This is a genomic window from Arcicella sp. BE140, from assembly GCF_031456255.1.
Classification (GTDB): Bacteria; Bacteroidota; Bacteroidia; order Cytophagales; family Spirosomataceae; genus Arcicella; species Arcicella aquatica.
The window spans coordinates 24,472-40,419 of the sequence record NZ_JAVDUE010000022.1 but is presented as its reverse complement, the minus strand read 5'-3'; the positions used below and the strand labels follow the sequence as shown (position 1 = coordinate 40,419).

Below are 15,948 nucleotides of genomic sequence, written 5' to 3'. Positions count from 1 at the left end.
ATTACGATAAAGGACGTATGCAATACGTCCCTACCGTTTGTTGGGGTTACAGTCCTGCCGTATAATAAGTTTTTTAATGGAAAGCTTAATAATTTTTAAGGTTCAATTATGAGTTTTAATACTTTTGAGACATACTTTTTAGAATATAAAATCTAAACTATAAGACGATGGTAAAGAAAGTTAAAATTGACCCTGCAGGACAAATGGTCGCTGTTAAAATAACCTTTGAAGGTTTGATTATAGCCTCGTATCAGTACGTGCTTTGGGAAGCCCAGAGTAACCAAATACTAGAAAAGAAAGATGGGAATAACCAAAATCCATTTGATGATACTTATTCACTGCCTTTGCCAGTAGCAAAGAATGTTGGTAGAATAATAGATGTAAGAACAAGATTTGTAGGGTTGGATACAGATATATCTAAAGAATACACCATCAGTGTAGCTGTTTTTCAAAATGGAAAAATGATTGATGAGGCTGTTGATAAAGGAGCAATAACGGGTAATAGTCAATTGTCACAGATATATATAATACTTATTTGAAAGCTAAACCAAATAATGTGATGAAAAATAAGCTATTACTTTTGATGATGCTTGCTTTGCCAACTATTAGCATTTCTCAAACTAAAGAGGATTCTTTGAGAAAAGTTAAAAAGGCTGAAGCGGATTCTATATTTCAGAAATTTATAAAAGTAAATTTTGCTGTCCCTGATTTGCCCGCATTTAATGTCTTGGGAAATTCTCCAAGTGATATATTACGACCTACCGATGTAAAAGCCTTATCTATTTTGACATCAGAATTTTATAATGGCTCGTCTATTATTGTTCCTAAATCGTTTGCACTTGAGTTATCACCATTTTTATTGGCTAAAAATAACTCTCTTACTCTTCATGATTATCAACAGAATCAATTTTGGTATAACCTTCGATTGTCATTAGGAACAAATACAAGTACTGTAAACAACCAAAAGTATTCAAACTTAGCCATTGGAGCTAGAATTACCATCATTGATAAAGGTGATTTAAAAAATGATGAGGTTTATATAGATTTACTTAAGAATAGTCTTGCCTTAGAAGTTGACATTGAAAATAAAGCGAAAGAACAATTTTTAAAAGACAAGAATAAAACCATTCAAGAGGTTGCCATGGATGAAGCTTTAAACAAGGAAATGGAGCAATACATTGATAAAGCTAAAAAGAAAAAGCTTGAAGATGAGAAGTTATTATCCACCTACATTAAAGATATTCCAAAATTTAAAGAAGATTATAAGAAAAATAACTGGAATAAAGAAAAACTGGAATTTGCCTATGCCTATTTAGGTGCTTCGCCAGATAGTTTAATTAAAAATATACAAACAAAAAAGCACGCTGCTTGGGGTACTTGGGCTGTACCAGTTAAAAAATGGGGGCAATTGTTAGTGGGTATAAACTATTCATATATGTATGCTGATAGTTTAAATAAACAGACGGATAAAACGGTGAATTATGAATACAATACCTTTTCAGCATCTTCTCGTTTATATTTTGGCTCAAACCGTGTTAAAGGGTTTATTGAAGGGCAGTACAAATTCATTAGTTTAAATGATAAAAGAGATGCCTTTTTGAATACGGGCGGAGAGTTTAATATAAGAGATGGAATATGGCTAGTAGTAAATGCAGGTATCAATTGGCACGACCTTGGTAGTGCAAATAGCAAATCAGGGTTTTATTCAAGTTTAAATCTAAGGTTTACTTTACCAGAAAATTTTAAGATGAATTAAGCACAGTCGCTCGTTTTAAACGAGTGACGACCATCCCATGCCTTCCAGCCTAAAACAAATTACTCATGGCATGGCTTCCCCAATTGGCAGCCATGCCATGAGTATAAATCACGATAATTCAATTAAAGGTAGCGAAAATATCAAATGCTAATAGCCTAAAGAAGTCTCTTATACTTACGTTTCACTGTACTAGAATTTTTAAAGCAAGTTATTATCTGAGCTAAAATATCATCCTTGAGTTGCCCAATAATTTTATAATCTATGTTTTCAATAGGATAAATGTCAAGAAGAGTCGTTGTTTCAAAATCATCAAGTTGATTTCCATATACAAATGTATGTTTAGAGAAAGCCCAACCGTTGGTAGCTATAGGGTTTCCTGCAGGAAAAAAATAGCAATTAAAGTTAGCCTCTATTATTTCAATACAACAATCAGTATTGGTTAAGTCAATATAAGCAGGAACATAGTCTTGGCTACTAGGCAGGCTTGCTAGTACGGCTGTGTCATTAATGACCTTTATAACAATAAAGTATTTAGTTTTTGCAGGAGCCCCATTTCTAAAATAAAAAGGGGTATAAAGTAAAATATTGCCTTCAGTAAACACCAGTTTATAGTTTTAATGAACGAGAAACATTTAAAAACTCCCGATGTTGCAGGTATATTTCTTTTTTGTAGTCATCCCCTTCCAACAATCTTGAAAAATCAATCTCAATCTCAGTATTATTAAGTTGCTTATTCTCAAGCAAATCTAATACATTATTTTCTTTGGCAGTTTTATACCACAGCGAGTGCTCTCTATGGGTGAGTTTCACTAATTGTTCGGCAGTGTAGTTTTTGAAAGTGTCTATCACTAAATCTATCACAGCCATTTCGTTGTCAGAAAACTCATCATCAGAGAACGCTTTATTCGGGGAAATATAGCTATTCCCGTCTCTCTCTTCCCTTTTAATATACTCGTTTAAAAGAATAGGATTGGATGACAAATCAATGAAAATATCCTTTGTAACTGGCCCATACATCCAAACAAAAAACTTTAAGTTCAAAATCGGAAGTCCAAATTTTTTAACTGATGTTTCTTCAATCAAGTAAATGAGTTTGAGTGCTTTAGTTTTTGAAAGGAGAGGGATTTTCTCAGAAAGGTATATAATAGTATTCCCGATTTTATCTATTTCCTCTTTTGTATATGTAAAAAAAAGGTTCATAGTCTTATCTGTTGGGTAAATCATTATACAAAATTACGGCTAATTATAAATAACACAATATAAACAACGCTTTTCTTTTATAAAAATTGCTGTGTCACTCCCCGCAGTCGCTCGTTTCTAACGAGTGACGCCTATTCTAAGGCTTCCAGCCTAAAAAAACAAAAACGCCTTTGATTGTGTATTTTGCAATAAATTGATAATCAATAATTTAAATAACGTATCCTCTTTTGTTATCTTTTTCAAGCCAAGTCGGTAATACCTTATACTCAGCATAAACGGCATTTATTTTATCTAAATATTCGTCATCTGTTGATACTAAATAAGGTGTTTCTTGGTAAATTTCTTTCGATTGCAATTTGGCTAAACTATATGAGGAAAAAAAAGTTACCAGTAAGTTATAAAATTTATGCTCTTTATCTATTCGTATGCCTCGTTCAAACATTCTTACAAAAAAATGGTATGGATTCATTGGATGCAATTCCTTTACAAAATCATTTTCACTAAACATCTCCCAAGTTAGATACATGTGTGCCATTGAATGACCAAAAACACCAGTGCCAGCCATAATGCTTTTACCTTCACTACTTCTAGCTCTATCATTCTCAAAGATGATGTCACTTATTTTTTCTTTTATATCATCAGGTATTAATCTGTTAATTGTAGCCAGCGTATAAATTTCCTCCTGAAGCATATTATTGATTTTAACATTTACTTCATACATTCTTCTAAAACCTTCAAAAAGGAGTAGTTCTTCTGAAATAGAAATGTCTTTGTAAAATTCAGAATTAATATTATTAATTCTTTGAAAAATCTCAGGGTTCGTTTTAAATTTCATGCTATTATGTTGTGTATTTCATCAACGATTAATGCTAATGTTGAATAATCAGTACCAAACGTAGTTATTGTTTTGAAGTTAATAACATTTTAGTAAAAATTCCCCATCGAATCGTAGTTTCCCGCAGTTGCTCGTTTCAACCAGTGACGTATATCCTAAGGCTTCCAGCCTAAAACAAATTCTTGTTTTGTATCTTCTGTTTTATTGGTGGAGATGACAGTAATTCACTCGGTAGAGACGTATTGCATACGTCCTTTTATTCCCATTTGTTTATGCTGCGAAGGACGTATGCAATACGTCCCTACAATTCCCCCCGCAGTCGCTCGTTTCTAACCAGTGACGACTATACTAAGGCTTCCAGCCTAAAACAAATTCTTGTTTTTGTACCTTCTGTTTTATTGGTGGAGATGACTGTAATTCACTCGGTAGGGACGTATTGCATACGTCCTTTTATTCCCATTGTTTTATGCTACCGACCGTCCCCATTCCTATACTATATGCTTGGTATTTCAGCACTTAATACGTTTTTTATTCATTAAAATACAAAAAATAGATATTTATACCTATTCGTTCCTTCATAAATCAGGTATTTATATGCTGTTTTGGTGAATATAATGATAGTAAGTTTGTATGGTAATATTACAAGGGGAGTTCAGCAACCCCTTTATCAAACGAGGTACCTAGACAAACCTTATGACTAGAAAAATAACTATCAAAAACAACACAATCTCATGAGCCAACAACCATCTCTTCCGAATTCAACAGCAGGTCTTTACAATGCCCTCTGTGATGCATTGCACATAAGCAATCAACAATTTCAAATGATTCAAGGTGTTTTGCCAGTGCAAACCACTCCTGAAGGCGTCTATAATTTTGTGGATGGCATTCCGCCTGAATCTGTCGCAACGTTGTACACCAACAACCCTATTAATGGGTTAAATGGTAATATGCAGATTGTCATCAGTGATGCCAAACCTAGCTTTTTGAGTAAGCTTGCTGAAAATAATTATTTCAACCCTAAATATTGGGTGGATGGCAATATTGGCACCGACCCTATCTATGCACCAGCCTTTGCTGATTTGTATAATCAGGTAAATGCGGGGTCGTCGGCAACTATTTATTTTGATTCTGCCACCGCTAATAGCGATATTAGCTCGTCGTGGGCTAAAAGTACTAGCTCAGCAGGTGTAGGTTTCTGGGGAACATCGTCGAGTTCTGTTTCTACAGAATTAAACGAGAAAGCATCGTCTTCGAGAATTACTGTGACCATTACCCTTAATAAATATGCCTATTTGCAAGTACGTGCAGGTGGTTGGTTTACACAAGGTTTCTTTACTGATCAATACAAAAATCCAAGCAAATGGACTGGTGGACAGGATGCTTGGGATCAAGTATTCGGCCCTAGTGGGTCATGCCAAAATGTTTCGAATCAGGTATTGTTAGTAAATGGCTATACCATCACTACAACATCGTATGCTTCTTATTCTGAATACGATTTCCAACAGATTCAAAAAAGTAGTCAGACCAACGTATGGCCGTTCTATACGTCGTCATCTAATTCAATTGCCACACAAAGTCATTCGTATAATGCCGACCAAACCATTACTACTACTATCGGTTGTAATCCGGGTAGCCTACAAATTTTCGGTATGGGTGTTATTCCTACCAGCTTTGCGATGGGTGGTGTTAGCCACTCAAGATTAATCTAAGGTTGTAGGAAACCGAGGCCAGTTTAAAGACACACTTACATCAATAACCAAAACTTCCTGCATCAGTGGCGGCTGATGCAGGCAAGTTGAACAAAGGGTGTAATAGTCGTTAAACTTGCCTCTTTGCTTTATCAACCAAATGGGAGCGTAGCATTGCTGTATTTCACAATTAATCTAAGCAGATGATGAAAAATGAATATGAAAATTTGATATTTGATGGCATTGCCTCGGGGCTTTCGCTGGATATTGCCAACCTAAGGCTGTTTCCAGTGGTGTCTGTCCTGCCTGATAATGATGCCGATTTGTTTGCATTACTTGATATTGTTCCTGGTAGTGGCTTAATTTTTAAAACGAATAATGTTCCAAATTTTAGCGAGACATACTGGAACTTGCTGGAAGCTCAAAAGCCATCAATGATGAACAATTTGGCCATTACCAATTACAAGAAAAAGCAATATTGGATAGAAGGCCCCTCGGCTACGGAAGTACCTATTTATACGCCTAGCTGTAGCGATGTTAAGAATTCGATAGCCACAGGTTCGTCGGTTGACATCACCATCGACTCTGATAACTACCCTTTACCAGATGTTTTATTTTTTCCTTCCTATCCTAGTATCGTGGTAAACCAAACCTTCCTCAACTTTAACAGGGTTGCTAATGGTCAGCGGTTTATCCTCCGCTTACATTTTGATAATACTGCCAACATACCCCTTAAACCTGCGGGGTGGTTCACAAGTGGTGCTTTTAACTACGCTTATCACAATAAAAGTGCATGGGTTGCGGGGGGCGACAAAGTTACATGGGACGCGCTGTTTGGAAAAAATGGTATCCTAAAATATATTAATAGTGGCTTGTTAGTAGCGATGGGTATCACTATTGAGCTACAGGTGTTTGGGAAATATGATGAAAACGTAGTAAAAGCCTTGCAAAATAACCCTGACCTCACGGTCTGGCCTTTTTACTTAAATTCTGAATACCTCACCCAAACCGTAGAACGCTGTGATGACGAAAGCGTAAAGATTACGATAAGTACTGACCAAAACGAAATCTTTATGTTGGGGATGCAAGTAGCAAGTGTAAGTGGGCTGATGAATTGAGTCCCGCAGTCGCTCGCTTCCAACGAGTGACGACTATTAAAAGGCTTCAAGCCTAAAAACAAAGGCGAAATGCTTAATTCACACAGTAGGGACGTATTGTATACGTCCTTTTATTCCCATTGTTTTATACTGCGAAGGACGTATGCAATATGTCCCTACCTGCCCCTCCGCAGTCGCCCGCTTCCAACGAGTGACGACTATTAGAAGGCTTCCAGCCTAAAACAAAGGCGAAATGCTTAATTCACACAGTAGGGACGTATTGCATACGTCCTTTTATACGTCCCAACTGTGTCCACCGCAGTCGCTCGTTACCAAGTGAGTGACTGCGGAATAATGCGTTGCATTTTTGCAATGTAACATTGCAGTACACACTGACATAGTCTAAGACTACGCCAAGCGGGGGTCAAAATCCGAAGACCAAAATCCGAAGACCGAAAGCTGAAGACCGAAGACCGAAATCCGAAGACCAAAATCCGACAGCCATCCCTCAAAATTTCATCATTTAATACCGTTTTTAGGCATTAAAATAGTAAAACCAGATATAAATACCTGCTTTTTGCCAACATAAAACAGATATTTATACCCTGTTTTATTGAGCCCAACTATGATACATTTGTATAAGTAATATTACAAGGGAAATTCAGCACTCATAAACAAATAGATGGTGTCATCATCTAGCTGTTATGATACCACTCACTTGTAAACCTGTGGAGTCCAGAAGCCACTTTAATAAACGGGGCGTTACGGAAAAGCCAAACGAGTACGGAAAAAAACCTTAAACTTTTTTAACTATGGAAAATACCCTACAAACACAAGAAGACGTTGCTGAGATCAATCAAACCACGAGTGGGTTTCAATTTAGAACGCCTGCTGCCATTCAAGATTTTACAGATAATCCAGCGAAACAGGAAGCGATGAATCAGTTGTGGAGTGCCAACCTTGATGGTTTTACCCAGCAAGGAATGTTGAGCAACCCTTGGAATACAATCAATACGCCACCTACGACCAACTATTATAACCCTGTTCAGAATAACCCAAGCAGTGCTACCGCGAATGTGCTATGGAGTGCATTTCCGGGCAGATTAGCCTATAATTACCCAACGGCTACGCAAGCTAGCTTGAATCAAATGGCAGATACGGGCGTGATGCCTGCGCCGATTTCGGATAATCCATGTGGTGATACTGGAAATTCCGTTCCGTATTTCCCTTATGGCCCCAGAGGTTGGCAAGATGAGTATTGCGAATGGGCAGTTACTAGAAACGCGGCTGGAAAAATTACTAGAATAGACTTCACCTGCGAAAACCCTGAATATTGGAATAGCTTGTGGCTGATAGACCCTAATAAAGTTTTGGCATTGTATCAAAACATTTTAGGTAAACCACAAATCACTTTAGCAGACCTAAGCGTGCCTAATATCACTGACCCCATCACCCAAGGGCCTGTTTATAACCCCCTTAATATTTGGAATAGTGGTCCTGTTTCAAGTGCTACACAAGGCGGAGCCATCCACCTTACCAGTACGCCCAATACTTTGCAAACAGAAATAGGACTTGCTACGGCTGCAACCGTTCAGCGCAATAACGCTGATGGTACTACCTCGTGGCCATCAAGCCAATATAATGCCCTCCTTTGTGATGCCCAGTATGGACAAAAACATAGAAACAGCGACCCCAACATTGGCGGTACTGTAAACAGTTTTGTAACAGCAGCCAATGTAGTAACCTTAGCAGACCCTCCGGGGTTATACATCCAGATGCCTGATTTTGCTGGCAATAATTATGAAGCTCCCAACGGCGACGACCCATCTGCTTATTGGACGATTGTAAGAGGGTCAGAAACACTCAATAGTCAGGATGGAACAAAATTGCCCGGTAATTTTATCTTGCATGCCGTGTATGAAGTGCCTGCCGACAAGGACTATACCGTAAGTGATATTACCATTAATGGAAGCCCTATCGAGTGGGGTTCGCAGGTGGCGGCTACCTTTAAAATGCAAATCGTAGCGAGTGCCTATGCAGGTACAAAACCCGCAGGATATGACCCCGTAGCGGATACAGACCCAGCCGATACGTTTGCACAACCAATTCAATTATTTTACGAAAGCTATTTTAACCAAGTATATAATACCAGTGTTCCGAACCCAGTAGATAATCCTATTTCTCTATTGAGTAATAGCACATTTATTCCTCCGACTGTTTTTATTGGAGCAAGCTCGATACAAATGGTGCTTATCTGTGGCACGATTACTTATACCGAAGGAGAACCATCAACCTATCCGACAGTCAGCTTTACCAACTCGGGAGTAACGGCGACGGTGACGGCGGTGCAAAATAATATTTATTATGCCGTTCCGGGGAATAGCAAGCCTAGTGAGAACTTTGCCTTATACCTGACAGTCGCTGTAAGTGAAAATGCCTCTGCGGGAGTAACAGGAGTGTATGTTATCAATCAAGGACAGGTGCTTAGTCAAGCCATGCCCGCATTGCTTTCGGTATTACCTATCACGGTGCAAGCGGCGATTGAATGGCAAAACACTGGGGTACAAGTAGAGCCGTCGAGCTTGTTATCAATTGCTTATGTGAGTGGCTTATGGACGGCCAATCCTCAAGACAATAATGGGCAGTTGTATAATGCGAATGGTACGCCAAGCAATATTCCAGCCAAAGCAGGTTATACCATGCCGGGGCAAAACGAGGGCTCTTTAATCGGGAAAGTAGGGGATACCGTGTTTTTTGTGGGCATGGGTACGACCATTCCATCCAACCTTTCGGGCGAATTATTACTATGTATCAATGATGATTTGAATGGCATTTATGGACAAGGATTTGCGGATAATGAAGGTAGTATTATCGTGAAGGTTACTAGTCTGTAGGTTATCAACCTCACCCCTAACGGCCGTTGGGGTGAGGTTTTAAGTAATATCACTAACACAACGCTCTTAATGGCTCATTGTATCAAATGAACTTACCTGATATGACTATAAAAAAGATGAAGAAAGTATGGCTATTACTTATTCTTCCAATCATATTTATCAATATGATTCCGTCTAATAATAAAAAAATACAGCAAAATGCCTTTGTATCGGCATCCGATTCGTGCGACTGCTATTCAACGAGTTCCCTTTACAACATTCAGGTATATTTTAACAATAATGTACCGGGTGATTTGAAGGCATTCAACAATCAATCACAGGCAGATTGTTTTGCTTGGCAAGAATTCATCTCCTTGAATTGGCCAGTGAATGCAAGTAGTAGTTTTGGAACACCTTACGACTTAGCACCAGTGCAATGGGAAACGTATATGCCCCGAGAAGTTTTGTTCCAAGACCAAGGCGTAAAACCTCCAGTTTGGGGAACGTTGGTGTCGGATAAATATGCGAAAAAGTTCAAGACACAACGCTTGCTCATGAACAAAATGAGTACAAAATTATTAACGTTTACCAGTAAGATTGATAATTCAGACTCGCTCAATACCTTTAGTGCAGATCAAGCAGCCCCACAGGGAAAACCAAGTTGGCTGGGCAGTCAGAACGGCAAGAATGTTTGGTATGAAATTCTGCTTAATAAAGATTATTACGATTTTGTGGTTCAGAAAGGCTATTATAATGCCACCATTCAGCACGATTCCGTAAAGGCAGGGCATCCCATCAATTTCCCTCAGGGAGTTTATCATAGTAAAGTAGGTGCCATAGAATTAAAAGCAGCTTGGATGGAAGTACCCAACCCACAGTCACCGCAGTGGGCAAGGTATAAATTATCACGTGCCACCGTACTAGACCCTTCGACCAACCAATTAAGGACAACGACCGTAGCCCTAGTAGGATTGCATATTTTACACAAAACCACCAACCAGCCCACATGGGTTTGGGCTACTTTTGAACAGGTAGATAATGCACCAACAAGTACGACGGTAGGCAGTCCGCCCTATGGTTATAATTTTTACAATGCTAATTGTACGGCCAAGCAAGTAACAATAAAGACAGCCACAGGCGATTCGGTAGTGACGGTTTCGTGTACTCCTAATCAATCACCCCCTTATTATTTGAGTCAGGCCGCACCAGTGCCTATCCAAATCACTAGGAGCAACCCTATTGATCCAAACGATGCTGCACCAATAAATCAACGAATGCAAAGTAATATCAAGAAAGTATATCCCAATTCGGTTTGGCAATATTATGAGCTAGTAGATGTAATATGGTCACAAAGTGTTCAAAAAGACCCTACCACGCCGATTGATGCACCGAGAAAATTAAATGCGTCATCGATGCAGAGTGGCGTTCCAACTGTTGCCAACACAACCTTAGAAAGCTACGTCCAGAAAACAAATACCTGTACCAGTTGCCATGTTTATAGTACGATTGCCCCTTATCCCTTAGATAGCATCAACAATGATATTTTTGGAGATTTTAGTTTTGCCATTAGCTTTGCCAAGTATAAAACAACTTTTACAAAACCGTCTAGTAGTAACCTAAAAACACCGCATCCAGATCTGAAAAGTTTGAAAAAGACCATGAAAAAAGTGGCTATTCAATACTAGAGAAAAGGTGTGGGAATTAATTAATCCTTTTTCTTAGTTGGTGAATTCATTCACTAGCTAGGAGAAAGGATTTTTGTTTTTTCGCCTTTGGTGGTATTTTCACCACAAAATTATGCCTCAGCCACATCATATTTTTTGATAAATGGTGCGTTGCTTTCGCACTTGTTGTTGGAGAATGAACGCTAACAAGGGGGGGGAACTCTTATATCTAGCGAGGGACTTAAGTCCCTCGCTAGATATAAACACGTTGATTATCAATTGTTTATATGCTTTTCGCCTTTGGTGGTGTTTTCACCGCCAAATTATGCCTCCTCCACGTCACATTTTTTGATAAATGGTGCGTTGCTTTCGCACTTGTTGTTGGAGAATGAACGCTAACAAGGGGGGGGGATTTTTATATCTAGCGAGGGACTTAAGTCCCTCGCTAGATATAAACACGTTGATTATCAATTGTTTATATACTTTTCGCCTTTGCTGGTGTTTTCACCGCCAAATTATGCCTCAGCCACGTCATATTTTTTGATGAATAGTGCGTTGCTTTCGCACTTGTTGTTGGAGAATGAACGTTAACAAGGATGGGAAACTCTTATATCTAGCGAGGGACTTAAGTCCCTCGCTAGATATAAACACGTTGATTATCAATTGTTTATATACTGGTGGGTAATCAATAGGGCTAGAAGCCTTGTAATAGTCGTCACTTGCTTGGAAGTGAGCAACTGCGGAGAGCAATCCCGAAGGGATGAAATGTTTATAGTACCTTATACCCTACCACCACCATTTACAATAATTTGCTGACCATTTACCCAAGCTCCTGCTGGACTAGCAAGAAATGCCACTACACCTGCGATGTCCTCTGGTTCGCCCATTCTTCCTAGGGTCATTGCTTGCCCAATCCTTTCCAATTCTTCTTTTGAAACCTCTTTTTCCATTAAAGGAGTCTTTGTTGGACCAGGGAAAACACTATTCACTGAAATTTGACGATGACCAAGTTCCTGTGCCAATATTTCAGTAACTACTTTGCCAGCGGCTTTACTAGGAGCATAAATACCAAGACCCGCTGCTGGATAAAGTGAGCTTGTGGAAGAAATCTGAATAATTCGTCCACCATTCCTAACGTGTTTAGCCGCCTGTTGCAACACAAAGTAGGTCCCTTTATAATTTACCGCATTGATACGGTCGAAGTCAGCTTCCGTAACATCAGCAATAGGAATACCCATGACCGCAATACCAGCATTGGCTACTACAATATCAATACCGCCAAATGCCGTAGTGACATCATTAAATAGCTTAGTGATTTCGGCTACCGAACTAACATCTGCTTGAAATCTTATGGCTGAGCCCCCAGCTTCTTTGATTTCATTCACTAATTCATCGGCTTGTTGGGGGTTCCCCATGAAATTAACGGCTACTGCAATGCCGTCTTGTGCTAAACGGATGGCAATAGCACGACCGATACCTGTTGCTGCACCTGTTATTAATGCCACTTTTTTTGTTGATACTGTCATGATTGCTTAATGTTTACCCCAAAAATTTGCCTTTTTGTTAATCAAAGCAGTACTGTTACTTCCTGCAAATGCTAGTATTTTCATGGTCTTCGTTTTATTTTGTCAATCTAATTTTTCCGTATTTTCCAGCATGAAAATCCCGATAGGCATCTGCTATTTCGCCTTGGGTGTTCATCACAAAAGGACCTTCGGCTACTATAGGCTCTGTATATTCTTCACCACCAAAAAGTAATATATCAATGGCTACGTCGGATGTGTTTTTTAGCTCAATTTCACCTGCTTCTCTATCAAATTCTACAAACTCTCCTTTTTGAAATTCGGTATCATTTAATACCGCATTTTGCGTGGGTAAAAAAGCAGCAACTTCAATTTTATCTTTTATTTCAAGCGAAAATTGTTTCCCTGCATTCAAATGGACATGATACAAAAACTGCGCTGAATAATTAGGAATAATTGAACTCAATTCTTCGTACTTGCCTACAACTACCTTTATCCATCCGTCTTCGTTAGGTAATGTTTTTATAGGTACTTCATTGGCTTGAATCGCTATGTGGGCAGGTTTTTCTGCTTTGTTTTTTGCAGGTAAGTTGAGCCAAAACTGAAGACCGTGTATATATTTATTGTCCGTTTGGCTATCATAATTAAAATTCTCATCGTGGATAATTCCATTGCCTGCTTTCATCCATTGTGCCCCGCCCGAATATATTTTGCCAGTATTCCCAGCACTATCAAAATGTTCGACTTCACCTTGAAGCACATACGTCAACGTAGCAATGCCCCGATGCGGATGAGCCCCCATGCCATTTTTAGTGATGATTTCTTTGATGGCAGGTGCGACATAATCCAGAAACACAAAAGGCCCAACTTTGTCGGCGTAGCGATTGGGCAACATTCTACTGATACTTAAAGGGCCTAAATCGGCACTACTTCCTTTTGTTGAAAAACTTGTTTGCTTTTTCATAACTATATGTTTTGATGATGTAAAATTGCAGCCGAACGAAGCCCTAAAACGATGAGATTTGATAAAAAAAAGCGTTGACATATATCAACGCTTTTTGAAATTTGTTTAAAACCATACCTTTTCAACTTGATATCGCTATTATTCAGCAAAACTACCACCGCTCATTGCTTTCATAAAAGCTTGCGGATTCCAGTATTCACGGTAGTTTACAATAAGCCCATCACGGAAAGTTACAAAAGTGGCATAGCTCATTTCATAAGGATTACCATTGCTAATTACTACACCCGATGCACTCCATTCAGCAATGGCAACGTTCGCATCATCAGTAGCATAGATTTTTAAGGTAGGGATAGATTTTACATCTATAAAACTTGGGTAGTTACGTAAGTATTCATAAAGCGCTTCACGACCTTCAAACCTTGCAGGCGTACCTTCTGGGGCAAAAGGAAATTCGGCAACTACATCCTCCGCACAAAGCGCTGACCACCCTTTCATATCCTTGGCAAGAAATGTATCTAAACTATTACGAAGAAGTTGAGTAGCTGCTGTGTTTGTTGTATTTTCCATTTTATTGAAATTTAATGTTTTTTCATTATTGATTTAACGATACAAAATTGCATCATAGGCAAGCCCTGCAACGATGAGATATGATAAAAAAAACCGTTGACATTTATCAACGGTTCTGTAAATCAAGCTTTAAAATGGAAAACTACTTCATCGCTTGTTTTCTGATTCTGCTTAAAGTTTCTTTGGTAATACCCAAATAAGAAGCAATGATGTGTTGCGGAAATCGTTGGATAAACTGGGGGTGATTATCTGCAAATTCTTCATAACGTTTTTCGGCAGTATTACTGATAGTAGAGCTTAGTCTTCGTTGGTTAGCAATGGCATTTCTTTCGTCCATGAGTCTTATCATTTTTACCAATGCAGGTATTTTTTCCATTAAATCCAGCATTTCGGCTCTTGTAATAATAAGCATTTCGGTATCTTCCCAAGCATCAATATTATAATTCGAAGGCGTAAGCATAATAGAACTTTCACGGTCGCCTGCCCAATAGTTTTCGATGTACAGGTGTACTATATGTTCAACTCCTTTGTCATCTACACTGTATTGTCTCATCGCACCTTTTACAATAAAACCAACGTATTTACAGACATCACCTTCTTGCAAAAAGTATTGTTTCTTCCTTAGCTTTTTGGGTTGGAAAGTCGCTTCAATTAAGGATTCTTCTTCGCTTGTAAGGGGTAAATTAGCATATTGGTTGATGTATGCCAAAAGGTTTTTGTACATTGGTTTTGATGATTAAATTACGCAGATGCAAAGGTATAAATAATGTTTCGTAATTGTTTGTTCATGGCATCGTTGCTACGTTAGTATTAGTCTAAGACCACGCCCAGTGGAGGGGTGAATAACAATCTTACTCATGGCATGACTTCCCGTGAATTAGAAGTCATGCCATGAGTGTTTTTAAAACCTATTCATATCCATTAGGTCATAACGAAATCTTCTGTTTTGGGGAAGGAACGCATTACTTGCTGAATAATATCAGGGATGGGGTTAAGTAGTTTGCGAGTACTGGTATCAAGCCAAGTGCCGTCTAGCGTTAGTGTGGCACAAACTTTATTTTCAGTGTTGAGGAAAAGATGCCTAATCGTCCACCTAGAGGCATCGGCATTCAGTTTTGCCATTTTTGCTTCTATGGATATGTCTTGTCCTATTCTGATTTCTTTTCTGAAAACACATTCTTCACGAAACAGGATTGGACCAAAATTGTTAGTCTGCATTACATCGAGCGTCAAGCCGAGTTCTGTCAGGATTTCAACCCTTTGCTGTGCGCCAAAATCATAATAAACACTGTGCCTTACATGAAAGTTAGGGTCTAGGTCGGCCCATCTGATGGCTATTTTTTTGTTGAATGAAGTCATAGTTATCTGATTAATGTATAAATTTAGTAAAACTAAACACTATGATATACATTTTCATTACAACACTCGTTGTTTTCATCTGCTGGACTTTCTCATTTTATCATTGGAAAAGTATTCAAAAGCGTAATCACTTTTGGATTAGCTTTAGCTTCTATGTGGGTTTTGCTATTTGTCTTTTTGTCATAATATGGAATACTTACATTTACTTAAAAAATGAAAATGGTAAATCTTTCACTATTGGTGTTTATCTATTTGAGTTATTTTTGTTAGAATGCTCAATCGGCTTTACATTATTTAGTTGGATACTTAAAAAAATCTCTCGCTTGGCGTAGTAGTCTAAGATTACGCCAAGCGATGGCTAGAAGCCTTGTAATAGTCGTCACTCGCTTGGAAGCGAGCGACTGCGGAAAATAATAATACGA

The 15,948-nt window shown here is 38.6% G+C and carries 14 protein-coding genes; 6 read left to right on the top strand and 8 right to left on the bottom strand.

Features of this window, described 5'->3' with window-relative positions; translation table 11 throughout:
* The first annotated feature begins 167 nt into the window (after nucleotides 1–167).
* On the top strand, nucleotides 168–539 hold the full coding sequence (locus J2Y60_RS22685; protein WP_309924024.1) for a hypothetical protein: 372 nt from the start codon (nucleotides 168–170) through the stop codon (nucleotides 537–539).
* A 20-nt stretch (nucleotides 540–559) separates the two neighbouring features.
* A complete protein-coding gene (locus J2Y60_RS22680; RefSeq protein WP_309924026.1) occupies nucleotides 560–1,756 on the top strand; it encodes a hypothetical protein in 1,197 nt (398 codons plus the stop codon).
* Nucleotides 1,757–1,911: 155 nt separating this feature from the next.
* On the opposite strand, the gene J2Y60_RS22675 is transcribed toward J2Y60_RS22680, so the two are convergent.
* From J2Y60_RS22675 to J2Y60_RS22665, 3 genes are all read right to left on the bottom strand, one after another.
* The gene (locus J2Y60_RS22675; RefSeq protein ID WP_309924028.1) at nucleotides 1,912–2,358 is read right to left on the bottom strand and encodes a hypothetical protein; all 447 of its coding nucleotides are present in this window, start codon (nucleotides 2,356–2,358) and stop codon (nucleotides 1,912–1,914) included.
* 4 nt (nucleotides 2,359–2,362) lie between these two features.
* Nucleotides 2,363–2,956, bottom strand: coding sequence for a Panacea domain-containing protein (locus J2Y60_RS22670; RefSeq protein WP_309924030.1), 594 nt, complete (start codon nucleotides 2,954–2,956; stop codon nucleotides 2,363–2,365).
* A gap of 208 nt (nucleotides 2,957–3,164) precedes the next feature.
* On the bottom strand, nucleotides 3,165–3,791 hold the full coding sequence (locus tag J2Y60_RS22665) for a hypothetical protein (protein ID WP_309924032.1): 627 nt from the start codon (nucleotides 3,789–3,791) through the stop codon (nucleotides 3,165–3,167).
* Between the two features lie 731 nt (nucleotides 3,792–4,522).
* Between J2Y60_RS22665 and J2Y60_RS22660 the strand changes: the two genes are divergently transcribed.
* From J2Y60_RS22660 to J2Y60_RS22645, 4 genes are all read left to right on the top strand, one after another.
* Nucleotides 4,523–5,500 (top strand): hypothetical protein, encoded by a 978-nt coding sequence (locus J2Y60_RS22660; RefSeq protein WP_309924033.1) that lies wholly within the window; start codon nucleotides 4,523–4,525, stop codon nucleotides 5,498–5,500.
* A gap of 182 nt (nucleotides 5,501–5,682) precedes the next feature.
* Nucleotides 5,683–6,597, top strand: coding sequence for a hypothetical protein (locus J2Y60_RS22655; RefSeq protein ID WP_309924035.1), 915 nt, complete (start codon nucleotides 5,683–5,685; stop codon nucleotides 6,595–6,597).
* Nucleotides 6,598–7,388: 791 nt separating this feature from the next.
* On the top strand, nucleotides 7,389–9,470 hold the full coding sequence (locus tag J2Y60_RS22650) for a hypothetical protein (protein WP_309924038.1): 2,082 nt from the start codon (nucleotides 7,389–7,391) through the stop codon (nucleotides 9,468–9,470).
* 101 nt (nucleotides 9,471–9,571) lie between these two features.
* Complete coding sequence (locus J2Y60_RS22645) at nucleotides 9,572–11,134, top strand: hypothetical protein (protein ID WP_309924040.1); 1,563 nt, start codon at nucleotides 9,572–9,574, stop codon at nucleotides 11,132–11,134.
* 758 nt (nucleotides 11,135–11,892) lie between these two features.
* On the opposite strand, the gene J2Y60_RS22640 is transcribed toward J2Y60_RS22645, so the two are convergent.
* The 5 genes from J2Y60_RS22640 to J2Y60_RS22620 form a co-directional block, all read right to left on the bottom strand.
* Nucleotides 11,893–12,639 carry a glucose 1-dehydrogenase gene (locus tag J2Y60_RS22640; RefSeq protein WP_309924042.1) on the bottom strand — a complete coding sequence of 249 codons (747 nt, stop codon included), beginning with the start codon at nucleotides 12,637–12,639 and terminating at the stop codon, nucleotides 11,893–11,895.
* Nucleotides 12,640–12,733: 94 nt separating this feature from the next.
* Nucleotides 12,734–13,600 (bottom strand): pirin family protein, encoded by an 867-nt coding sequence (locus J2Y60_RS22635; protein ID WP_309924044.1) that lies wholly within the window; start codon nucleotides 13,598–13,600, stop codon nucleotides 12,734–12,736.
* Between the two features lie 138 nt (nucleotides 13,601–13,738).
* Complete coding sequence (locus J2Y60_RS22630; RefSeq protein WP_309924046.1) at nucleotides 13,739–14,167, bottom strand: nuclear transport factor 2 family protein; 429 nt, start codon at nucleotides 14,165–14,167, stop codon at nucleotides 13,739–13,741.
* A gap of 142 nt (nucleotides 14,168–14,309) precedes the next feature.
* The gene (locus J2Y60_RS22625; RefSeq protein WP_309924049.1) at nucleotides 14,310–14,891 is read right to left on the bottom strand and encodes a Crp/Fnr family transcriptional regulator; all 582 of its coding nucleotides are present in this window, start codon (nucleotides 14,889–14,891) and stop codon (nucleotides 14,310–14,312) included.
* A 197-nt stretch (nucleotides 14,892–15,088) separates the two neighbouring features.
* Entirely contained in the window at nucleotides 15,089–15,526 is a 438-nt protein-coding gene (locus tag J2Y60_RS22620) for an acyl-CoA thioesterase (RefSeq protein ID WP_309924051.1), read from the bottom strand.
* Between the last annotated feature and the right edge of the window lie 422 nt (nucleotides 15,527–15,948).